The organism is Paracoccus cavernae, assembly GCF_042430175.1.
Taxonomy (GTDB): Bacteria; Pseudomonadota; Alphaproteobacteria; order Rhodobacterales; family Rhodobacteraceae; genus Paracoccus; species Paracoccus cavernae.
In genome coordinates this window covers 271,085-293,781 of sequence record NZ_JBHMDZ010000001.1, presented here as the reverse complement: position 1 = coordinate 293,781, position 22,697 = coordinate 271,085, and the positions used below count along the sequence as shown (strand labels likewise).

The window sequence follows — 22,697 nt, the reverse complement described above, 5'->3', positions numbered from 1 at the left end:
CGCAGTTAGCAGATATCGCACGTTTCGCTTTATTCGAGGGACGCTACCGCCTCTCGGCGCTTGAGCTCCATATTATTTATAGCGGCTTCGAGGTCCGGCGATATAGGATTCTCTGGTCCTGGCAGCGGCAGGTCGGCCAGGAACCGCCAGCGGCGATCGAGCGCAGCAAGCGATACCTCATCGGTATGACCGCGCCGCGTTTGCCGATGGAATAAGCTTCTCAGCTCATTTGACACGGGCTTACCCTCGCGCATCCTCTTCGCTGTCCAAAGCGTAATATCGACAAGCTCGAGCCCAGCACTTTCATCGCCAGGTTTGTATTCAGGTGGAATTTCCGGGAGCTTCGAATAATCATACTCGGGCATGCCAGGTCCGAGACAAGAGTCATGGCCGCGAAGCTTCTGGTAAATTTCTGCCAACTCGGCTTGTGCTTTATTGAACTCAGTCTGACGGTCGACAGTAATTTTATGAACCTTCTGCCCCATGGCCGTTGCCTGCGTTCCGATTCCGTAAAGCACCGATTGGAAGCCGACCAAATTTGGAGAGATCTGCAACGAGGTATCGTAGTTGCCCACGCCGTAGCTTATCTCGTCGGGATTTGCACCTGCCCAGCGGATAGCACCATCAATGAGTTCCCGAGAACGGACATCAGGCAGCCTGTCGATGTTGGCAAGTAGCCGCCCGTGGACATCCTGGAGCATCTTGGCGCAGCGTGCAGGGTTTTTCTCCAGCCTCGCCTTCCACGCAGCTTTGGCGATGTCCTCATCGAAAAGGTGCGCAACTTTGAACAGCAAGGGGTAACGCAGTGGAGTCCAGTAATGATTCCACGCGACTGCGTCATTCAAGCCCGCATCGAAGACTTGGTCGAAATAGCTAATGATCGCATGATCTCTCTTGTCGACCGTGAAAATCGAAAACCGAAGGTCGTTTTTCTTGCTAAACTTCTCGATCCGCTCAGCTATTGTCGTCAACTTTGCAACGCCAAGCTCATTGGCGTGAATTCGCTTCACACCAAGCTCTTTTCAAGCGTCCGTAATAGTGGAGCGGAAATCACGTCCAGATTGGCGCGGGCTCCGAGAACCCCATAATAGAGTAGTGGTTGGGCAGGGTCGAATAGATGCAGCCCTGTGTTTCCGCTTTCATCGACATAATAATACATAATTTCCCCCGGCGAACCGAACACACTATGTGCCGGAGCATCTCACCGTCAACGCCCCGACAGCTGAGACCACATTGCACCCTTTGTGTAGATCACGCACGGCTCGACGGGATGATCCTTGCGGAATGTCCGCTTCGGTGGTGTGGAAAAGTTGCGTTAGCACGCGCCGCGAACTGCAGCTTTCCGCCCCTTACGTCATAGTTGGTCGAATGACCTCGAACTGCTCTGTTAGGAAATCCACTGTCGCTTCATCCCGTAGCTTGCAGACAATGTTCTGGTTCGCAAATGCTCCTTTGAAGCGCTTGGCCTGGGCAGGATCAACCGTTTTGCGCCATTCGATGCCGACGGCGTGCTCTGCGTTTTCTTGCGGTTCGCCAAGGCGCTTCATTCGGGGTTCGGACAGCGGTTGCTCGAAGAGTGGACCGTCAGGCGTCATAAACTCGGCCGCAGGACGGGCCTCGGCTGTCACGATACCATAACCGATGTAGCCGTTGCCCTTGTCATAGACGAAAACCTCATCACCCACGCTCAGTTGATATAGCCGTTTCGAGTAGAATTCGCCGCCTCCAGCCGAGATGAACCCATATCGCTTCATGTCTGCCCAGGAACGATGCTCGCCCAGACCCGCATTGACGAAGTAATACCCCGACCACGGCGCGCGGACCTTGCGTTCCGACCGCTCTTCCACCGCTTCCTGGTCCAGCAGAAAGTCGGTCGTCAGCCATTCTTGGCCATCGACCTCGAAGACGTTGAAGAAGACGGTATTGATCGCGACGCCATGTTCTTCAGACAGGTACTCAACGATCCGGCGAGAGGCTGGGTCGAGTTCGCTGGCGACGATCAGCATGGAGTGACTGGCGTTAAGCCGTTCGGGGATCGCCTCGCCAAAACGGTCTAGGAAAGCAGTGGCCAGGCGTGTTCCCAGGTATTTCTCGGCCCGGTCATAGATTTCGGGCGTCGTCAGGGTTCTGACCCATGAGGCGTAATCAAGCACCTGCGCGACGATTTCGCGCGGAGTTCGGTCTTTCTTCAACTCGATAATGACCAGCCCGCCGGTAGCGTCCATGGCCAGAAGGTCGATGAACTTGCCGTGGTCGGTCGGCACCTGTCGACCAATGATCATGGCGTCGATGCCGACAAGGCCAGGATTCGCGGCGACCCAGCCCTCGATCATCTCTTCCTTCGACAGCGCGCGGCGAATGGCGGGGCGCAATTGCCCATCGCGGATTTGATACAGTGAGGTCATGTGCGGGCCTTTCTGCCGCGTTTGGGTTTGGGCGTGGCGGCACGAGCTTCGCGGATGCGGGCGAGGAGGGCTTCGGCGGGTTCGTCGGTGGGGTCCTGCGGAACAAGCTCGCCTGCGAAGGCTTTCGCCAGAATGCGCTGGTCGAGGTGGCCGAGCAGTTTCAGGGCCTTTGCGGCTTCGGCGGCGAGGCGGTCGATCTTGGCGAAGGCGGTTTCGATTCGGTGGACGATTTCGCGTTGTTCGTCGACTGCGGGCAGTGGAAGCTCGATCTCTTTTAACTGGGTGGAGTTAACGTTGTTTACGCCGCTGGTCGATTTGGATGCCGCTTCGATGATGGCCCGCACTTCATCGCTTTCGAAGCAAAGGCGAACATACTCGGGCAGCGCCTCGGTTGCGGACAGGCGCAGCCGGATAAGGTATCCTGCGAAAAGGCAATCTGTCTCGTGCTCTGTCACAAGCGCGACGCGGCCAACGAGATCAGGACTGCCGTTTGATCGGATTACCAGTATGTCGCCAGCCCTCAATGCAAGTTGCTCGATTTCTTTCTTAGCGAAATGCGCGGTCTTAAGGTCAGACCGATCGATCCTCCGTGACTGAATGTTAGGAATGCGTAGAACCGGTGTGCCGGTTGGGTCATAACTACATTTGGCCGCTGTCCCATATCGGATGTCCGTCAGCACGTCCCTGAGCCGCTTCACCGGCATTTCATTTCGGAAAAGAGTTCGAGAAAGGACGGCCAGCTTGTACCGCTGCACCAGTTTTTCGATGGCGGTAAGGTGGGTGCGGGCGGTGGTGCTGCGGGCGCTGAGGGTGTCGAACTTGCGCACGATCCGCCGCTGTTCGGGGAGTGGCGGAAGGGGGATTTCGGCACCACTCATTCCGGCTTGCGTAAGCTTCAGGCGGGTCGATCCGGAAACGTACTGCATCCAATCGAGGCTGTTCAGCCACGATTTCAGAAAACTTGTTTCAATATCCCCACGCCCTGAAAGAATATGGGCGTGGTTGTTCACCCAGAACTGACCTTTTGCCTCATAAGCTACGCCGCGTGCTGGGTTGTCAAAGAAGCCGCCATCCTCGGCCAACAGAACGAATTCACCGTCGAACAGATAGTCATCAACGCTGTCCACCTGTCCATTGGCCCCGTAGTAAGGGTAAGGGCCCTTGCGCGACGCTCGTTCGGTTGCATTAAGAGGAATCCTGCGCGCGTCGTGCAACTCGATGATATCCATGAGTGGTGCCCTGACCCACCCCTGCGGCAGCCCCGTCATTCCGCCGCCTCGACCATCGGCGCTGCGTCCAATTCCTCGGCCAGCCCCTCGATCTCCTCCAGCGCGGCGCGCAGGTGTCCGATGATCGCGGCGGCGATCTCGTCCGGCTCGGTCATCTGGTCCTCGGGGTCACCGCTTTCATCGCGCAGCCAGGTCCAGTCAAGGTTGTCACCGCGCGCGGCGATCTGCTCGCGCGTCAACTTGTGCCAGCGGTTGGTCTCGCCACCCTCTTCCCGCGCGGAACCGCCAAGGGGATCGGGGCCGAACAGCGCATCGAACTCCTTGAAATGCGCGGCGGTCAGGGCGTTGGTCTTGCCGAAGGACGGCATGTTGGTGCGCAGGTCGTAGAACCAAACCGCCTCGGTCGCCTGTGTCGCGTGATCGGGCGGATAGATGCGGTCGGTGACACGGGTGAAGAACAGCACGTTGGTCTTGACACCCTGAGCATAGAAGATGCCGGTCGGCAGGCGCAGGATGGTATGCAGGTTGCAGTTCACCATCAGGAAGCGGCGCAGCGCGGTGCCGCTGCCGTCGCCGAACAGGATGTTGTCGGGCATGACGATCGCGCAGCGCCCGCCCGGCTTCAGCATACGGATCGCGTGTTCCAGGAAGGGCATCGGGCCGACCCGCTCACCCGCTGTCAGCGTGAAGTCCGGACGGTTGACGTTCGATGGCATCTTGTTGAAGGGCGGGTTTGTCAGGATCACATCAGCTCGGCCAAGGGCCTCACCCGCAGGTGCGCAGCTATCCTCGCAGCCGACAAGGCTTTCGATGCCGTGCAGCAGCATGTTCATCACGCAAAGGCGGTGGGTGTCGGGCACCCATTCGTGCCCCCGGAAAGCCTGCCGACGCTGAAAGTTGCCCTGGTCTTCGGAAAGCGTGAACAGGTCGTCGGTCGCGTCCTTGATGTAGCGGTCGGCGGCGATCAGGAAGCCGGCGGTGCCGGCGGCAGGGTCCTGGACGATCTCGCCCGGCTGTGGCTGGATCAGGCGGATGATGCTGTCGATCAGGGCACGCGGCGTGAAATACTGGCCCGCCTTGGACTTGCTGTCCGACATGACCTTTTGCATCAGGCCTTCATACATGTCGCCAAGGCCGTCCTCGCGCGCGCTGAACCAGTCGATCTTGTCGATATTGGTGGTCAGCGTTTTGAGGTCCTTGGGTTCACGTAGATGGGTGACGGCATCGGTGAAGATCGCCAGAACCATCACATTGTGGACAATTTCGGGGTCACCAAGATCAAGCAGCAGCTTCTTGTAATAACGAAGCTGGTCGCCACCCTCGGCCTTTGACAGCTCGGACCAGCTATAGGCGGCGGGGATGAGCGTGGTTTGCCCGGTTTCCTCCAGCATCTTGAGGAAGAGAAGGTAGGTCAGTTCGTTGACATAGTGCAGGATCGAGATGCCCGCGCCTTGCAGCGTCTTGGCCTCGCGCCATAGCTTGGCGACGATGTCATTGGTGTTCGGGCTCATGCGACTTTCCAGAGTTCTTCGTTGAAATCGTGCAAGATGGATTCCAACTGACCGTTAAAGACCTTGTTGAGGCGATTGAAGCCCCCATGGGCGGCGAAGTTGCCCTGGTCGATGCTGTCGCGATCAAGCACTATTTCCCGCGTGATCTGCTCAGCGATCCGGCGCAGCCACTGCTTTTGCGGTTCCGTCCATTTGCCCTTGGCAAGGATCGCGCGGGTCGCGGTCTGGACGCGGGTTTCGAACGGGATCAGCGGGTCGCCAAGTGCGGCCTGCCGGACATAGCCGATGATCGAGGCGGCAATGTCCTCATTCGAGGCGTCATTCCAAGCCCGGCGTAGGCTGGTTTCCGAAAAGCCCATCCTGTCGAGTTCGAGGCGCAAGCTGCGCAACTCGGCGCGCGTCAGATCGCGCGGGCGCTGAACGACGACCGAGAGCGCGGCAATCCGGTTCTGGTTGTTCTTCACGAAGGAGGTGAAGGTATCGAGGAAATCTTCGGGCTTCTCGTATTCGCCATAGCCCGTGGTAACGGCGTGCATGCTGTCTTCGTGATGCGATATCGGAATCCATATCGGCCCTTTGCCATCCGGGTTCCAGTCGAGAACCTTGCCAAGTTCGGGGAACTTCCGGACATGGGCGGCGGCCTCTGCCGGGGAGCCTTGCTTGAGGCGGTCGCGGAGGTGCTCGACCGTCTCGCCGGTCAGATCCTCGACGGCCTGTGCGACTTTGCTGGGCAACTTTCGCAGCCTGCGGTGCAGTTTGGCCAGCGCCTGATCGCGAACAAGTTCGCGCTGGTCATCCTCAGTTACGGTCGCCAACTCGTCGAAAAGCTGTTCGAAGGTCAGTTTCGGATTGCTGGCGACAGGTTTCATCTGCGTCAGGTCCTGCAACGTGGCATAAAGATCCACCGCGTCGAAGATCCGGAATACCTCCTTGCCGATCTCATCGCAGAGGCGCGTCGCCCGGCCCAGCATCTGTTCGTAGAGGATGCGACTGTTCACGCGGCGAATGAACACGAGATTTGTGATCTTGGGCACGTCGATGCCCGTGGTCAGCAGGTCAACTGTCACGGCAATCTGCGGAAAGGCATCGTTGCGAAACGACCGGATTAGTGTGCCGACCTTGTCCACGCTGCCGGTAATTTTGCGGATTGCGGCATCCTCGATTGAGCCATATTGCGCGGCAAACGCCTTCTTCAGTTCGTTCACGATGATATCGGCATGGGCATCCGTTGCCGCAAAGACCAGCGTCTTGCCTTCGAGACTCGGGTCAATATGCTTTGCCAGCTCTTCGGCGACGACCTGGTTGAAAGGCTGGGTAATCACCTTTCGATTGAAATCCTCTACCTTGAAGTTCAATTCGTCAGGGGCAACTGTATTCTGTACCTCGCCCGTATGGCTGTCCAACACCTCGACAGTATCGCCTACGTCGAAGGTGATTCCGGCCTTGGACAGCGCGGTTTGGAAGCGGATCGGTGGCTCGTGATCAATCAGCCAGCCGTCCACCACTGCCTCACGGTAGGTATAGGTATAGATCGGGTCACCAAAAATCTGCGCGGTATGCAACGCGGGCGTGGCCGTCAAGCCGATCTTGACCGCGTCGAAATACTCCAGAACCCGGCGGTATTTGGAGATATAGTCATCTTGCCCCCGAAAGCTCAGCTCGGCGTCCGACATTTCTCGGTCGAGCAGATAGCCGCGGTGGCATTCATCGATCACCATCAGATCATACTGGCCGATCGGAGGCACATCGGCAGGATCATTGTTGTAGAGAACCCGTTTTACCAGTCCTTGAATCGTGCAGATATGCACGCGAGTCTCGGGATCGGGTTTGATGTCCTCGAGCCCCTTGATGCCGAAAAGCTGGCCAAAGGTCTTCGGCCCCTCGATGGCCGTGCTCATGAATTCGTCGGTGGTTTGCGTCCCGAGGGCAGAACGGTCAACCACAAAACAGATGCGGCGGAACCGCTTGGTCGCCAGTAGTCGATAAAGCATGGCGATGGCGAGCTTGGTCTTGCCGGTGCCCGTCGCCATGGCCACCAGCATCTCGCGCTTTTCGGTCGCAAGCGTGTTCTCGACGGCCTCGATTGCAGCCTTCTGATATGGGCGCAGCTGGAAGCCAAAATCGAAAGAGCGCGCGGCCAGAGAGGCCTGTGCCTTTTCCTTGTCGACCTCCAGCATTGACAGCAGTTCGTCCGGACGGAACCAGCCCATCAGTGCGCGTCGCAAGTTACTGGGAAGTCGGGCATCACGAAACCAGATGCCGCTTTCGGTCTCCACCTGCTTCAAGTAGGGACGCCCGTTGGTGGCGAACACGAACGGAACGACAAACCCGTCATCCCATTGGTCGGCATTTGCGGCCGAGACAAAACCCTTTGAATACCGCTCTGCCTGATCGACAGCCGCAGAAACATTCTTGCGGTACCGTTTGGCCTCGACAATTCCGAGGCAGGTTTCCCCTACGAACAGGGCGTAATCGGCCGGGCCTGACGCTGTGGGCCACTCGGCGATCGCCATGTTCCGCCCTTTGACGGGCCGGGTTCCCTTACCATAGCGCAGATCGACGCTGTCCGTCTCCCAGCCACGGTCCCGCAATTGTTGATCAATCAGCGCGCGGGTCGCTTGCTCATCAAGGTCGATCGCACCTGCGGCATCATTGGCAGCCTGCACAAAGAGCGCCATGGTCGCCGGCACCTGCTTCTTCGCCTCGGTGATGAACTCCTGAAGCTGGCGATCGGCATCCTGCGCCAATGCTTCCCAGATTTGCCGTTCCTCGACCTCGCGCTGATGGCGCTCTTTCGCGCTCTCGGCATCCCGCATGGCCTGCCGTCGCGCTTCCTCTGCCTTCTGCGCAACTGTCAGCGCTGCGTCCCTGTCCGATCGCAGTCTTGACAGCTCATCTTGCAGTTCTTGGGTGGGGTTCGCCGGCGACCGTGGCGGAATGAAGGAGCCTACAGAGAAATTCCGATCGGCCGTGCTTGTCCGAATGTGCCAAACCCCCAACTGCACTGACATCTTGAGGCAGGCAAGCGCCTCACGATGATCACCACCGCTCTCGTGAACCGCCGTATTCCCGAGCTTGCGGATATGGTGGAGGACATCGAGTACGCGTTCCGGCACTGCACGCTCATACTTCAGGCGCCGCAAAATGTCGGATTGCGTGTCGTCAGGTTGAAATTCCACGCCAACGAGCGCAGCGTGACGACGCGTCAGGCGCTCGGCAAACTGCCTCAGCTTTATCAGGCTGGTGCTTGGGTCGTCCTGAAAATAGCTCTCGGCCAATCGCCCCAGATTGGCCAGCTCACCGTCCACGCGCTCCAGAAAATCAAAATTGCTTATCGACTGTCCCATGACCATGTTTTGGTAGCATCGTCTTGCAAAAGCAACGGAATATCCATCCAGTCCGATTGATGAAGCCATGACGGTAAGAGCCCGAAGCAGGCCATATCAGCAACTCTTCCCGACAAACTGCGGTTTACTCGGCCTTCAGTAGCGTCCAGCTTTCTACCCCAAACCCCTGAGCGACTCTATACAGATTGTCGATAGAGATGTTCTGCTCCGACCGTTCGACCGCACTCAGATAGGTCCGGTTCAACCCGCACTCATTCGCCAGATACTCTTGCGACCAGCCGCGTTCGGCACGAAGCCTGCGCATGTTGCGCGCTACGATGTCTCGCAGGGGGCTTCTGGGGGTCGTTTTCATGCACAATGCTATTGTGCGCCGACGTTTTTAACTCTACCTGTTTTAACATTCATTCGACATTCAGGAGCCTGATATGCCCCAACAATGTCCGCATTGCATGAGTGAGATTCACGCTGAAGCGACAACCTGCCCGAGCTGCGGCGCACAACGCGGCATCCTGAAGCCGGGCTGGTCGGCTGAACGATGGCGAGGTGCGGCGCAGATCATGTTCATCGGCGCAGGCCTCGCCGCGCTGATCGGCCTCGCTCTGGGCTATTCAGCGGCCACGAGCTCGTGGCAGGTAAACTGGGGCGTGGGCTTTTTCATGTTCATGCTGCTCAGCCCGTTCATGCTGCTTTTCGGCATTGCAGGGCTGGTGATGCACCGCTTCATTCCCCGGATGCAGGAAAGCTGGTTCCGATGAGCAGCCTGCGACGCAAACGGCAGATGGGCGGCCCCAAACGCACCTCGATCAGCCTCAGCCCTGAGGCGCATAAGTCTTTGCGTATCGAGGCCCTGCGGCGCGACATGACCATGAGCCAGCTGATCGCGCAGGCGCTGGCCGATGCAGGCGTCGATATCCCGGCCGAGGATCTGGAAGAATGAAGGCACATCTCGCCGCCCTCATGATGGCGCTCGCCAGCCCGGCTCTGGCCGATGGCTGGTATTTCGAGGCCTCGCTGGAGGGTGGGACCGAGTTCTGGACTTTCACCAACGAGACCGGCGATGTCAGCCCGCGCCGCCAGCGCGGCAACGAAATCTGGATCACCCGTACCGATGAGGTGAATGGGCTGGACGAAAATGGCACCTGCGATTCCAACAACTGCACGGTGACTGTCACGCTGGCTGGGCGCGGGCCTGCGGCCGGGGAGCAGGTCAGCATCCTGTTCTCGAACGGCGAGCGGCTGGATTTCGCGGCCAGCGGCAGCCAGGCGCTGATGAGTAATTACAGCACCGCCGGAATGGGGGCGACCAACCTGTTCGTCCACAATCTGCGCCGGGCAGCATGGGTCAAGATCGGGTTTGGCGGCATGCAGCACCGCTTCGATCTGGCAGGATCGGCGGCGGCACTGGATGCGATCAAGCCGTATCTGACGGGGAACGCGCAATAGCGGTCGGGCCCGAGCGCGAATTGCAAAAATCACCGGATTTCGGCACGCCACTCTATCTAAATACAATTCGTTTTCAATGACATAGCAATAATTACTGCTCGCCTAGTGATTCGTTGTGTGCAATGGTGATTCGCGAATCACCTGCAAAAAGGCTTCGCCATGAACGATTGCTGCCATGAGATGTTACGAGCTCGCCTGAGACTCGCAGGCTCAAGCTTCAGCGCAATCGCTCGTGAGTTGGGTATCACGCCTTCATCGGTCAGCCTTGTATCGCAAGGCCACAGGCGGTCTGAGAAAGTAGAAAGGGCCATAGCTAGTAAGCTTCAGACACAGCCTGAAATCATTTGGCCCGCCCGCTATACGAAGGAGAGAAAAGTGAAGCCTTAGAAAGCAAAAGGCCCCAGAGGCCGAGCCCCGGGACCTTGCTTAGGTTTGTCGATTTGGAATCCCGACACCCTGAGCATCCCAAACCTCGCATACGAAGTCAAGGATCGGCGCAGCCTGCGTCGACCAAAGTCTTCGTATTGCCTGCATCTATCGTGTTCGCCCGAATCCGCGGGCGGACACCTGTCAAAACTTTGCCAGGGATGTGACATGAACCCCTTCTTCCGTTTTCCCGTGCTGGCCGAGGCCAGCCGTATCGTTCCGGCGCGCTCAAAGGCGAGTGCGCGCGTACAGGTCGTTGATGTGCGATATTTTTTGCCCCGACCTGTCATCAGCAGGCTTGAATCTGGACTGGAAGCCCATTGCTGGGATCAGCTGGTTGCGAACCCCGACATTCGTGAGGTGCAGGCGCAACCCCCTGCCATCAGCTACGTCGACACGCGGGGCAAGCGCGTCAGTCATCATTTCGACTTCTTGGCGAAACATATCGATGGCACAGCGAGTGCCGTGGCCGTTCGTCCGTTGACCCGTGTCTGCAAGTACCGGTTCGAAGACACGCTGAGGCTCATCGCCGCGCAACTGCCCAGATCATTCGCGACACGGGTGCTGCTGTTCACCGATGCGGACGTGCCCCGACAGACAATCGTTCCGCACGCTCCGACGACACGTCTGATTGAGCGCGCCAAAGAGCTGGGCGCGCCCGCTGTTCCCCCTTTCTCCCACATGATGTTCGCTTGAGGGGGCCGCGATGAAACACAGCGATTTTAACCGCCTCGATCTTATCATCCTTGATGGTGCCGAATATCGAGTTTCTTCACATGATACTGACGGTATCGTCTTGGTCGGCATATCGGCACCGCAAATCACCCGCAGCATCACACACGGTGAATTAGAAGAGCTGCTCCGAAGTCCCCGCTTCCGTTATGTCGCAAAAGGAGCGTCACGCGCTGTCGCTGAGCGGGCGCTGATCGGGTTTCCAGAACATTTCCGTGACCTCCCGGAAGCCAAGCGCGACACAGCGCTGTGGAGGCAACTGTATGTGGAAGAACTGCTGCGATACGTCCACGCTGGTCTGAGCAAGCGCAGCGAACCATCCGTAAATGCCATTCTGCCCGCCATAATCGGGGCTGTGGAGATGGCGATCCGCAAACGCCGGCGTGGGCTTGTAAAGCGCGCGGGGCGCAAAGAGGCCCTGAACACACCGCCCTGCGCCAAAACGTTACTCACCTGGACACGAGACTACGTGAACAGCGATTTTAACATCATGGCTTTGGTTCCCAAAACGCATCGCTGCGGCAACAAACGTCACATGCTGCCCGGCGAACGCGGCGCCTTCGATGCGCTGATCGCTGAATATGCTTCTCCGCTTCGTCCGAGCATCGACGGCATCCACGAGAGGGCGACAAACCTTTATGCGGATTTCAATCGAGGACGTGCGGAACATCACCTTCCCAAACTGCAACCGCCATCCCGCTCCTCGGTCTATCGTGCGATCAGACGGATGGACCCCTACGAGATCTACCTTCAACGCCACGGCGTGGATGCCGCCAACAAGAAATTCGCCATCATCGAATACGGCGTTCAAGTGCTTCGGCCGATGGAGCGGGTCGAGATCGATGAGTGGGAGGTCGATCTCATGACTTTGATCTCTGATGCAGGTCTGCTTGACCAGCTGACGGCGCAGCAGGCCACCGCTCTCGAAGTGACGCGCCTGATCGTCTGCGTTGCCATCGACTGTGCAACGCGCTGCGTTGTTGGGCTCACCTTGTCCAGATCGACCAGTTCGCAAGCGGCTATCCGGACGCTGGAAATGGCGACGTCCGACAAAACTGCCATCGCGCTTAGCTTAGGCTGTCGGGCTGGCTGGCATCAGGGTGGACGCCCGGAGTCCATCGCCGCCGACATGGGCCCCGCATTCGTTAGCGATGATTTCAAGGTCACCACCGCTGGATTGCATGCCCGATTGATCAATCCGCCCGGAGGTGTCGCTAAACTCCGGCCTCGCATTGAGCGCTTGTTCAGCACGTTTTCGTCGCATTTCGTCAGCCGTTTTCGCGGGCGGACATTCTCAAACCCCGTGCAGCGGAGCGATTACAACGCAGAAGCCGAAGTGTCCCTCACCGATCAGGACCTGCTGGCGGCACTCGTGACCTATGTTGTCGACGTCTATCACCAACGCCCTCACGCCGGTCTTCAGGGCGAAACGCCGGCAGCTTGTTGGGACCGACTGGTCGACAAATATGGCCTGTCTATCCCGGTAGATGCGATGGATCGCCGGGCCATCTTCGGTGTGGAGCTTGAACGCACAATTTCTGGTCGCGGGGTTCGCGTGTTCGGTGCCGACTTCACCTGCGACGAGCTGCGCGATGCTTATAAGCATCGTCACCAGCGGAAAGTGCGCCTCCGGTTCGACCAAATGGATCTCGGCTGGATCGCCGTCGAAATCGACGGAACCTGGTATCCGGCTCATGATCTGTCCGGGGCGCTGGCGGGAATATCATTCTACCAATGGTCGGCTTTTGCCCAAACCGTCATGGAGCATAATCGTGAACGCGCTGCCGTTTCGGCGGAAATTTTACACGACGGATTGCGCCGTCTCGATCAGCTCTCGACCGATGCCGCCAACGCCGCGCAGCTTGGGCGGATGAAGTACTCCGCTGAGGAAATCGACAGGGCAGAGGAAAAGCTCGGCCTTGGACTGCACCTGTTACCCGCAGTCTCCACGGATCAACAGCCAAGCGGCTCGGGGTGGTTGCAAGGTGGGTTTGAGGTTGGAAGTGCCGATGCCGACAGTGCCGATGCACCTCCAGCACTGAAAGATCCTCCTGCTGATGGCCCCCCACCGTCGCGTAAGGGCTGGAGGTTCGAAGATGACGAGTGACCTACGAACAGCTCCAGAGCATATCGCGCGCGTCGCCGTATCCCTGCGCAAAAACTTCGTGGCCCATCCGGGCTACGAAACCGTCAGGCGGATTTTTGGTGAGGTCATGGATAAGCGACAGGCCGAACTGGACCTTGGCCTGACGGCTGAAGGTCGTGGAATCGCTGTGATCGGGGAATCCGGTAGCGGCAAAACCACGGCTATCCAGAGAATTCTGAGTCGGATTGACACCTCGGGCACCGAGCCCGGCGAATTTCGCTGGATCTCCATCCGGGTTCCAACGCCCGCCACCCAGAAGGACCTGGCTCGCGCGATCCTGCATGCGCTGGATTTCCAGCTGCTTCGCGACACCACAGCGTCGCGTATGTGGGAATTGGTCAATTTTCACCTGCAACTGAGGAAATGCTGGCTGATCCACCTTGATGAGGGGCAAGAGCTTGGAGGCCGGGGTTCAGACGCGGAGAAGGCGGGGGTGATCAACGCCCTGAAAAGCCTCATGCAGATTCCTTCTTGGCCGACCAATCTGGTTGTCAGCGGAACGCCAGAGCTCCATGAGCTGCTGACCCAAGACCCGCAGCTGTCACGCCGCTTTTTCATCACCCGCTTTCTTCCTGTGACCGAATTCGACGCCCGCGATGATGTTGCCGAGTTGGTAGCCGGGTATGCAGGACTTGCGGACCTGCCAATGGCGTCAGATCTCGCGGACGTGGAGTTCGTACCCCGTCTGCTCCATGCGGGGCGCGAACAGTTCGGCATCGTGGTCGAACTGATCATCGGTGCGATTACTTGCGCCCTGGCTGACGGACACCCAGCGGTCGGCATTCAGGATTTCGCACGGTTCTACGCCGAGCGCAGCGGTGAAGGTGCTCTCCGAAACCCCTTTCTTGTGTCGGACTTCCGGAGTGTAAACACCGGACGCGCACCGCTTGAACCCGCTGTTTCAGCAGGCTTGCAAGGGCGTCCACGAAAGCCAAGGGGGAAGCGGTGAGATGATCTTTCCTGCCCCGCACACCCGAGAAACCGTCGCTTCCTATGGATATCGCATCGCTCGCCTGTCAGGCCTCTCATCCCTTCCCGAGATGGCCTACTTATTCGATCTGGACCTCCGCGCCTTGCTGATGGGGGACAGGCACAGCGTCGAGCGTCTGGCCAGATACACGGGCTGTGACCCTGCCGCTCTCGGCAATGGGGCGCTCGACGCTAGCAATCCCCGACGGCTGCAACTCGGCGCCGATCCCCGGAACAAGGTCATGTGCGCCAAGGATCGCTTCCGATTTTGCCCGGCTTGTCTGGGTAACTTAGCAGATGGAAATCTAAGATCAGCTTGCCTTGCTCGCACGGATTGGCTGATCGATGCGAACCACGTTTGCGCTGAGCACGAGATCCGTCTGATGACGATAACCCCCCGCAAAGCTTCGCGCATCCAGCCGGATCTGTCGTCCTTGGTCTTGCAGTTGACGGCAGCACAGAAGGCGATGTGGCAACCTGATCGCCCAACCTCGATGGAGTGCTATATAGCAGAGCGGTTGGGCGGGATGCATGCAGGCCGATGGATCGACGATCTTCAGCTCGATGTCATCATCCACACGGCCGAGGTGTTTGGCGCGATGGCCTCGCGTGGCGCCAACGCAAGCTGGCAAGATATTTCCCCTGACGAGCGACGGCAACATGGATGTGTTGGAGCAGACGTTCTGACTAAGGGGCCAGCGGCCGTGAAGGATTTTCTGCACGATCAGATTGGTCGGGGCCGGCATGGCAACGATTATCGTAAGGCATTCGGAAAGGCATTTGATCAGTTTTATTTTCGAAAAGACCAGTCCGCTTACCGGCCGATATGCGAAGTCATGGCCGAATATGTCGGCGAGAATTTTCGTTTTACCGGGCAAGAGAAGGTTTTCGGCATTCTGACGCGTGGCATTCAACCGACAACGCTGCGCTCTCTCTGCAAGCAGCACGGCATTGGAACGAAGATCACGTCACTTGTGCTAAAAGCACAATACGACATTCGGGCCGGGGAAAGCCACGTTGTCGATCCAGCGCTGATCGCTGAGCTTGCACCAAAGCTCAAAGACCTCCTCAACGCTCAAGATGCCGGGCGTCACTTGGGCATATGTGTCGAGGTCTTGCGGACACTCATTGCGGACCAGCTTTTGCTGCCAGATTTCCGGTTCAACAATAGAATGATGGGGTTCAGGCCAGAGACTTTGGATGCATTCCTGGGCACCTGGATGGCTCCAACAAAAATTCGAAAGACACGGCGGAAAGTAGCTTGCAAACCGTTGACAATCTTCGCTCGCGCACACCGGACGCGAACATCGCATGTCCTGCTGGCGGCTGATGCCGCTGAGGTTAACTTCACATATGATCGCAGGAAACAGGGACTCGGCGCGTTGGGCATCGCGGAGAAGGACTCAGCTGCGGTATTGGAAAGGTTGCGCATTTTCCCCAGAAATAGGGCTGCGCTGGCGTCAACAGCCTCAACAGGACTGAAAAACCATGGCAAGATTCAGTAAAGGTCGCAGGTCCCAGCTTCCGTTTGGCGAGCTTTCCCGCCGCCGGCAGCGCGACGCCTTCGTTCAATTGCGGTGGCGGATCCTGTGCGATACGCCGCGCTATGGCGGTATATTCACCAGTCATCAAACGCTGGATGAGCCCGGACGACCCGATATCTATAATCAGTGGTTCGATTTCCTGTTTCTTAGCATGGATGGCCATACGATTTGGAATGCTGAGATCATCACGGGCCAGATGGCATTCTGGGACCAGATCAGCGAGCTGGCTTGGGAGCAAACCCAGTCCCTGCTGACAGAGGACGAATTTAGCGCAGAATTTGCTTGGAAAACCGTACCGGTGCCGTCGGTGCGTGGTCAGAAAATGCATCGGGTTATTTTTCCCGAACCGCGTCGCTATGTCTCCCTCGACGGCCTGACGGTACGAGAGCACCAGGAACGCACAGCATCGCAGATTCTGAAAGATTCCCCGCCAGATATCTATGAGTCCTTTGAAATTGATCGTTCGTACAGCTATGGGGTAGGACTGCATATGGTAGTGGATGCGCCGGTCATCGACCAAGGTATCATTGAGCGTGCTGTCCATACATTCCGAGAGCGTGGCGAGAACGAATGGGTCAGTACCGTCCCGATTCCGCGCAACCATCTGCCGAAGCAGACCGAAGCTAAGGCAATTGCTTCATACCGAGAGTAACACGTTGCCCTGTCAGCAGGTTGGACCGGTGGCATGCGGGCAATGACGAAGCGTTGCAATCGCATGGGCGACAAGCACTTGGGCGTGCCGGGATCCATCAGTGCTTTCTCGGCACGCCCACATCATATCGTGACTGACCACAAGCCGGTCACGCGGCCGGCGAAAACTCGAACCAGCCCGGTGGGCTCCGAACGGGTTCGCCGCCATCCCCACCACCGCACTCGATCCGCCCCACAGTGCGGCGTCTCCTGCGGTCCCCGCGCTTAATATGGGTCCGGGTCCCCGTCGGTCGTCGTGGCGTGGTCAGGCGGCGGCCTCGGGCGGAAGCGTGGATGTCATATCTGCAATTGTTTGAAACTCGGCCAGGAACTCGGGACGATTTTGCATCAGATAGCGCACCACCCGTGCGTTTCCGAGCAACTTTGCAAGGTAGCCCTTGATGATGGTCAGATGCAGGTGATCCTGACCGTAAGTCGCCTGGCTAGAGGTGATCGCCTCCTGAAGGCGCGCCAGTTCGTTTTCCATCCGGACCATTGCCTCGGGCGAAATGCCCTTTAGGCGCTTGGGCCTCGCGCCTTCCATCAGCTGTGCCTGAGGGGTTCCGGCTAGAATCGCAGAGGCATAAGCGGCCGAGTAATTATTGGCATTAACGAGCAGTTCGGCAGCTTCGACTTGGCGCAGTGGTTTCATCTTCCTGAGGGTTTCGAACACCACCATAGGACAGGCCTTGTTCTTCAGGATGGCAACCGCCTCGTCACAGATTCCGTTCAGCATGCGGAACTTGCGGCGGACGGTCTGGGGATTGACGTCCAGCGCTCTGGCGATTTTTTCTTCAGGAACCCCGCGCTCAATGGCGCGCCGGATCATTCTGTGTTCCTGGATCGACGATAACCGACTGATCCGCTTGTTATAGGTGAAGGCTTCGTCATCGGTGGAAATCAAGCATTCAACCGTTTCAATACCAAGGTCCTTCAGCACTTCGATACGAACATGCCCATCCAGCAGAAGGAAGGTGCCCGGATTTGACGGGGCGCGAGCGACCACAGGCGGTTCCACAAGACCGACCTCGCGGATCGAAGCGGCGATCTGTTGATATTTTCTGCTGGATTTTGTTGCGTTCCTGAGCGTCCGAACCGGCAAAAGCGCGTTGACGGGCAGCATCACGCAGGTATCCTCAAAGCTGTGGAGGACGGCGTCGCGGTTGGAGCGATCCTTTCGCGTCATGGGTTCGTCCTCGATTGCTCTGCCAGATATGTGGGCATAGCTTCGAGATTTTCCGCGCGCAGCAGCGTCAGGAAGTTCTCATCGCTCCGCAACGCACGGAACGCTTCCGCAACAAAGAGGATCCGGCTCTGGGCCAGTTCGGACTTCTTGATCATCACCTTTTGGCGGTCAGCTTCCTGCCGGTAGGCTCGCACGAGGGCATCACTGGTTAAAGGACGCTCGCTACGGTTAACCTTGCGGCCGAAAGGCGTTTCATCGATGCGCCGACCTTGCCGCTGGCGTCTCTCAAGCAGGCGCCGCACAGCCGTCAGCTTTTTCCCACGCAGCTTCTTCTCGGTATAGGCATCCATGAGGGCACGCTGAGCCCCTTCGTCATCAGTTTTGGAAATCTCGATCGCGAGATTTAATGGCATGATTCCGGTTTCGACTGCTGATACGAGGCGCTGCTCGCCGCGCTCCAGCAGTCCGGCGATCATGTTAACGTATTCGGAACTGACCCCGATTTTGTTGGCAATCTCGCGATCGCTATAGCCGCGTTGCCGAAGGGTGCCGATTTCCTGCATCAGATCGATCGCGCGATGCTGGCGCCTGGCGCAATTCTCGACGAGGCTCATGACTAAGCAATCGCTCTCGTCAGCATCGATCACGATGGCGGGGATGGCGTCCTGCTTCAGTTCAATGAAAGCTTCGAGCCGCCCCTGACCGCAGACAAGATCGTATTCTGCTGGCTCCGTGTCCGCGCGCCGGGTGACCGTGATCGGCCGCTTGAGGCCGATCCGCGCGATGCTCTCGACCATTTCCTCGAATGTTCGCCGGTTGCGCACACGCGGATTGAGGATCCGTATCATGTCGGTCGGTATGAGCGTCACATGCTTGTGGGCATCGGTTGGGATGTCGTCGGGCATCAGGCCACCTCCGCAAATCTGGCCCTACCGGCCATTGATAAGAAGAAATCGAGCGTGTCGAAACGATAGGCATCGAGAGACAGGCCGTTTTGCTCGGCCAATCGAAGTCGATCCGCGGTCATGTCGATGCTTGGGAGCAGGTAATAGTCGCGCGGCTCCGCGTTCAGCTCGTCCATGCGTATGGCGATGGTGATGTCAGGCAGGAGCCCCGTGTCGAGGCGGATCCGCCAGCGCAGCGAGCCAGCCGCAGTCTCGAAGCATCGCGATAGCACGACCGATACCGTGAACTCGCCGTTGACGGTCAGCAACTCGGTCAGGGGATCCTGAACGGCACTGCCACCGACGTTTTCGATGCCGGCAATGATTTCCGCGAGGATCTGGGGATGGGCCTCGCGGAGCTTGCGGTTGATCTCGATGTATCGGTAGTCACGGTCGGGCTGATATCCGACCATCTCATAGGCGCGCAGCAAGCTGCCGAACCGGGACCGGAACGCGCTCGATGATGGCGTGTCCTCGTGTTCGTCGATGACCAGTCCGGAAAGGAAGCCCTTGCTGGCAAGCAAGGCCCGTAGTCCGTCCAGCAGGTCTTGGTCGGAAAGATGGCGGCTACGCGCATCGACGATTTCCCGGGCGCGCAGGAACAGCGCCTCATCGACGATAGCGGGATAGGCGCCCTCGGCGCGGATCCACATCTCGCGGGGGTTCACCATCCGGCGTTGCTTCAGCTTGAAGGAGATCTTGTTGAAGACGTTGTTGCCGATGTATTTCTCACTGGTCAGAACATGATGGACCGTCGCCCGCGTCCAAGGCCGGCCGAGATCGGTGTGAAGTTCGCTGGCGTTCAGGATATCCGCGATTTCCCGCTCGGATCGGCCGTCTTCGACGAACATTCGATAGATGCGTCGAACAACCTGCTGTTCGTTCTCGGGACCGGGAACCAGAATGACCCTGTCGGTCTGGAGGCTCTTCTGCTCACCGCGCGACAGCTCGCCCTTAGGAACGCCATTCTCGTCGATCAGCACCCGGCGCAATCCGTATCCGGGCGCGCCGCCCTGGCGAAAACCGAGTTCGACGAGGCGGCACTGGCCCGCGAAGACCTTTACCGAGAGTTCGCGGCTGTATTCGCCCGCCATCACACGTTTTACGGTCTTCAGCAGGTTTGAGCCGATGCTGCCATCATTCTCGAACTGCTCGCCGCAGTAGTGGACGCGGATCCCGGCGCGCGAGCAGACATGCTCGTGATACGCGCCTTCGTCGGCATCCTGAAACCGGCCCCAGCGGCTGACGTCGTAGACGAGGATCGCCTTGAAATCGGCATGGCCCGTTTGAACCTCGGCCATAAGATTTTGCAGCGCCTCGCGACCGTCAAGGCGAAGGCCGCTCCGACCGGAATCCTCGAATACGCGCAGAATCTGTAGCCCGCGATCTGACGCATATTTGCGAATGACGTCGAGTTGATTTTCAGTCGAGTACTTCTGATGATCGGTCGACATCCGGACATAGGCAACCGCAGGCACATCCGTATCCGGAGGCGCGTCGCTCTTCGCGGAATTGATCGACGATCGACTGCTCAAGCGCCTGTTCCTCACTATTTCAAGCAAATTCATCCAATTCGCGCGAAACTTCGGTTGGATTCCCTCATCCATGTAACGCGAGGGAGGTCGGAATGTCGTTTCCGAAAAAGGGCAAGTTCTTTCCAAACGAAAACGGGTATGCTGAGGACGGCCAGGATTTGGCCGACAATTGGTTCGCAGATGAAATCGCATCAGCCTTGAAGCGATCTCTCGGAAGCAGTCGGGCGGGGGCAAAGGTCGTCGCCTCTTGGACGGGAGCAAATGAAAAGACAGTGAAAAACTGGTTCGCCGGCAGATACGGTCCCAGCGGAGAGCATCTGGTCGCCTTGGCAAGGCATTCAGATGAGGTGCTGGGAATGTTCCTCGTGATGGCCGGACGGCAGGGATTAATGGTGGGTTTGAAGCTCGCTGCCGCGGAACAGGCAATCGAGGAACTCCTCACGGCAGTTCGCCGGCTGCAGACCGGAGATCATATCAATCCATCGCATGACGAGACGGACTTTACAGCCCGCAAATAATGTTGAGAACCTCGGCGCCTGAGTGAGACAAACATGAAGCGATCCCACGCGAATGAAAACGCTGGGAGGTCGCAACTTTAAGGCGGTCTGAAAGATGCGCCAGCCAGACGCGTGCGGCGCGCTTAAAATGAAACAGAAGGTAGCCGGTAAAAAACATACTGGCCAAAGACGTTGGATTCGTACAAGATTCTTAGGAGAACAGAGCAAGACTTGGCGAAATTCCATACCCGATTTGGCGTTTCAGAAAGGTTTGCCTTTTGTTTCACTAGGCAGCCTGTCTCGTCAAGAAATCGCCCGGTTCGTTGCATGCTCATTTACAATGGCGCGCACCAAGCCAGAAGGCGATCAACCCTCCCGGAAACCCATAGACCACAGTCGTGATCGGCTGAGGTTGTGTCAAAACTGGCTGGCGAGGTCCGCCTGATCGCGGTTTTCCGAGGCGGTGGATCGCTTCAGCGTCAAGTTGGCCTGTTGCGCGCGCGGTTGTCAGGGCCGGATCTGGAGGCCCTGTAAAGCGAAGTGGAACGCAGGAGGTTGGGCTGAAAAGGCCTGATCAGACCGGAATGGCCTGCATCAGGCGCCGGATGCCGATCAAGGCGACCACCCTCTTGATATTGTAGGCCAGCACGTTGAGCGCACATCTCTGTGCGGACATTTTTCAGCCTTCGCGTCAGGAAGTGGGTATGCCCCATCCAAGCCTTGATCGTGCTGAAAGGGTGTTCGACCGTGCAGCGGCGCTGTGTCATGGGATCCGTGTCCCGGCTCAGCCTTTCGCGCATCGCGTCGATCAGATGCTCATGCTCCCATCGGGGGATCCGGCGCTCCGTACCGGTGGTGCATCGGCTTTTCAATGGGCAGCTCTGGCAGGCGTTGATCCAGTATCGCCTGACCTGAACACCGCGCTCCTCGGTGGTGTAGCGATAGATCAGCTCTTCCCCTGCCGGGCAGACATAGATGTCGCGCTCCGGATCAAAGGCGAAATCGGCCTTCACATACATGCCCTTGGCCGCATTGCCCGCGGTGGCCGGGCGCGGCATGGTCGTGGTGATCCCCACATCATGGCAGGCGAGGATCTCGGGGCCACTGAAATAGCCCTTGTCGGCAATGGCGTGGAGGTCATCGCGCTGCAGGGCGTCTTTGGCCGCAATCGCCATCGGGCTGAGCTGGTCGCGATCAAAGCCCTGGTTCGTGACCTCGTGGGTGACGATCAAATGGGTCTCGGTATCGACGACGGTCTGGACATTGTAGCCGACCAAACCGCTGTGGCGGGCGCTGGTCGCCATGGCGCGGGCGTCCGGATCGGTCAAGGAAATCTGTCCGTCGGGAACCTCGACCAGGGCTTTGTCCATTGCCTTCAGCCGATCAATCTCCTGTCGGATACGACCATAACGCCGAGCCAGATGCTGGACCTTCCGAGTATGTGCCTCGCCTTCCTCCTGCCGATCGATGCGCACCATCTCGTCGATATAGCGCTCCACATCAGCTTCGAGATGGGCAAGACGGCTGGCGATCTTGTTCTTCGTGAAGTTGCGGTCACGGTTGTTCACCGCCTTGAAATTGCTGCCGTCGATCGCAACGCAGTCGCCCTTCAGCACGCCAATCCGGCGGCACAGTTCGACGAACTGCGCGCAGGTCTTGCGGATGGCCAGGCCATTCGCGCGGCGGAACTCGGCGATGGTCTTGTGGTCCGGCACCAACCTGCCAATCAGCCACATCACCTCGACATTGCGCCCGGCCTCGCGTTCCAGCCTCCGGCTCGATGGGGTCCGGTTCAGATAGCCATAGATGAACAGCTTCAGCAGCACAGCGGGATGGTAGCAGGGACGACCAGTGCGGGCCGAGGTCGAGCGCACGAAACCAAGCTCTGCCAGATCAAGCTCATCGACGAACAGATCGACAACGCGAACAAGATCATCCTCGTCGATCCAGTCCTCCAGCCGATCCGGGAAAAGCACCGTCTGACTTCGCTGAACTCCTTCGATGAAACCCGCCATGCCACTCTCCCGCCATCGCGGAATCGTAGCATAGCAGCAGGTTTTGACACACCCTCGGCCCATAGCCGACGGTCGGGC

The 22,697-nt window shown here is 58.4% G+C and carries 19 protein-coding genes and 1 pseudogene; 10 read left to right on the top strand and 10 right to left on the bottom strand.

Annotated features, from left to right (window positions below; genetic code table 11):
- Positions 1-29 precede the first annotated feature (29 nt).
- The 6 genes from ACFFUC_RS01475 to ACFFUC_RS01450 all read right to left on the bottom strand — a co-directional run bounded on the left by ACFFUC_RS01475 (position 30) and on the right by ACFFUC_RS01450 (position 8,796).
- Entirely contained in the window at positions 30-1,010 is a 981-nt protein-coding gene (locus tag ACFFUC_RS01475) for a hypothetical protein (RefSeq protein WP_377682844.1), read from the bottom strand.
- A 339-nt stretch (positions 1,011-1,349) separates the two neighbouring features.
- On the bottom strand, positions 1,350-2,405 hold the full coding sequence (locus ACFFUC_RS01470; RefSeq protein WP_377682842.1) for a DUF8606 domain-containing protein: 1,056 nt from the start codon (positions 2,403-2,405) through the stop codon (positions 1,350-1,352).
- The gene (locus tag ACFFUC_RS01465; RefSeq protein WP_377682841.1) at positions 2,402-3,673 is read right to left on the bottom strand and encodes a restriction endonuclease subunit S; all 1,272 of its coding nucleotides are present in this window, start codon (positions 3,671-3,673) and stop codon (positions 2,402-2,404) included. The genes ACFFUC_RS01470 and ACFFUC_RS01465 overlap by 4 nt, the downstream gene beginning before the upstream one ends.
- A complete protein-coding gene (locus tag ACFFUC_RS01460) occupies positions 3,670-5,145 on the bottom strand; it encodes an HsdM family class I SAM-dependent methyltransferase (RefSeq protein WP_377682839.1) in 1,476 nt (491 codons plus the stop codon). Before ACFFUC_RS01460 ends, ACFFUC_RS01465 begins: the two co-directional genes overlap by 4 nt.
- Entirely contained in the window at positions 5,142-8,492 is a 3,351-nt protein-coding gene (gene hsdR, locus ACFFUC_RS01455; RefSeq protein ID WP_377682837.1) for a type I restriction-modification system endonuclease, read from the bottom strand. The genes ACFFUC_RS01460 and hsdR overlap by 4 nt, the downstream gene beginning before the upstream one ends.
- Positions 8,493-8,616: 124 nt before the next feature.
- The gene (locus ACFFUC_RS01450) at positions 8,617-8,796 is read right to left on the bottom strand and encodes a helix-turn-helix domain-containing protein (protein WP_240200150.1); all 180 of its coding nucleotides are present in this window, start codon (positions 8,794-8,796) and stop codon (positions 8,617-8,619) included.
- Positions 8,797-8,941: 145 nt separating this feature from the next.
- On the opposite strand from ACFFUC_RS01450, the gene ACFFUC_RS01445 reads away from it, so the two are divergent.
- The 9 genes from ACFFUC_RS01445 to ACFFUC_RS01405 all read left to right on the top strand — a co-directional run bounded on the left by ACFFUC_RS01445 (position 8,942) and on the right by ACFFUC_RS01405 (position 16,404).
- Positions 8,942-9,247: a zinc ribbon domain-containing protein gene (locus ACFFUC_RS01445; protein WP_240200149.1), complete on the top strand. Its 306-nt coding sequence runs from the start codon at positions 8,942-8,944 to the stop codon at positions 9,245-9,247.
- Positions 9,244-9,429, top strand: coding sequence for a hypothetical protein (locus ACFFUC_RS01440; RefSeq protein WP_323009600.1), 186 nt, complete (start codon positions 9,244-9,246; stop codon positions 9,427-9,429). The genes ACFFUC_RS01445 and ACFFUC_RS01440 overlap by 4 nt, the downstream gene beginning before the upstream one ends.
- Complete coding sequence (locus tag ACFFUC_RS01435) at positions 9,426-9,935, top strand: hypothetical protein (RefSeq protein ID WP_377682835.1); 510 nt, start codon at positions 9,426-9,428, stop codon at positions 9,933-9,935. Before ACFFUC_RS01440 ends, ACFFUC_RS01435 begins: the two co-directional genes overlap by 4 nt.
- A 159-nt stretch (positions 9,936-10,094) precedes the next feature.
- Positions 10,095-10,322, top strand: coding sequence for a helix-turn-helix domain-containing protein (locus tag ACFFUC_RS01430; RefSeq protein ID WP_377682833.1), 228 nt, complete (start codon positions 10,095-10,097; stop codon positions 10,320-10,322).
- Between the two features lie 207 nt (positions 10,323-10,529).
- Positions 10,530-11,057, top strand: a complete 528-nt coding sequence (locus tag ACFFUC_RS01425) for a hypothetical protein (RefSeq protein ID WP_377682831.1) — start codon at positions 10,530-10,532, stop codon at positions 11,055-11,057.
- 10 nt (positions 11,058-11,067) lie between these two features.
- A complete protein-coding gene (locus ACFFUC_RS01420; RefSeq protein ID WP_377682829.1) occupies positions 11,068-13,200 on the top strand; it encodes a TnsB C-terminal domain-containing protein in 2,133 nt (710 codons plus the stop codon).
- Complete coding sequence (locus tag ACFFUC_RS01415; protein ID WP_377682827.1) at positions 13,190-14,188, top strand: AAA family ATPase; 999 nt, start codon at positions 13,190-13,192, stop codon at positions 14,186-14,188. The genes ACFFUC_RS01420 and ACFFUC_RS01415 overlap by 11 nt, the downstream gene beginning before the upstream one ends.
- A gap of 1 nt (position 14,189) precedes the next feature.
- Positions 14,190-15,713, top strand: coding sequence for a TniQ family protein (locus ACFFUC_RS01410; RefSeq protein WP_377682825.1), 1,524 nt, complete (start codon positions 14,190-14,192; stop codon positions 15,711-15,713).
- Complete coding sequence (locus ACFFUC_RS01405) at positions 15,697-16,404, top strand: hypothetical protein (protein ID WP_377682824.1); 708 nt, start codon at positions 15,697-15,699, stop codon at positions 16,402-16,404. Before ACFFUC_RS01410 ends, ACFFUC_RS01405 begins: the two co-directional genes overlap by 17 nt.
- Positions 16,405-16,707: 303 nt before the next feature.
- Here ACFFUC_RS01405 and ACFFUC_RS01400 read toward each other — a convergent pair whose 3' ends face one another.
- The 3 genes from ACFFUC_RS01400 to ACFFUC_RS01390 are packed head-to-tail and all read right to left on the bottom strand — an operon-like array spanning position 16,708 to position 20,050.
- Positions 16,708-17,628, bottom strand: coding sequence for a plasmid partitioning protein RepB C-terminal domain-containing protein (locus ACFFUC_RS01400; RefSeq protein WP_377682822.1), 921 nt, complete (start codon positions 17,626-17,628; stop codon positions 16,708-16,710).
- Positions 17,625-18,533 carry a plasmid partitioning protein RepB C-terminal domain-containing protein gene (locus ACFFUC_RS01395; RefSeq protein ID WP_377682821.1) on the bottom strand — a complete coding sequence of 303 codons (909 nt, stop codon included), beginning with the start codon at positions 18,531-18,533 and terminating at the stop codon, positions 17,625-17,627. The genes ACFFUC_RS01400 and ACFFUC_RS01395 overlap by 4 nt, the downstream gene beginning before the upstream one ends.
- Entirely contained in the window at positions 18,533-20,050 is a 1,518-nt protein-coding gene (locus ACFFUC_RS01390) for a recombinase family protein (protein WP_377683600.1), read from the bottom strand. The genes ACFFUC_RS01395 and ACFFUC_RS01390 overlap by 1 nt, the downstream gene beginning before the upstream one ends.
- 149 nt (positions 20,051-20,199) lie before the next feature.
- Here ACFFUC_RS01390 and ACFFUC_RS01385 point away from each other — a divergent pair, with 149 nt between their 5' ends.
- The gene (locus tag ACFFUC_RS01385; RefSeq protein WP_377682819.1) at positions 20,200-20,625 is read left to right on the top strand and encodes a hypothetical protein; all 426 of its coding nucleotides are present in this window, start codon (positions 20,200-20,202) and stop codon (positions 20,623-20,625) included.
- Positions 20,626-21,178: 553 nt separating this feature from the next.
- Here ACFFUC_RS01385 and ACFFUC_RS01380 read toward each other — a convergent pair.
- Positions 21,179-22,619, bottom strand: a pseudogene (locus ACFFUC_RS01380) (IS1182 family transposase).
- Positions 22,620-22,697 lie beyond the last annotated feature (78 nt).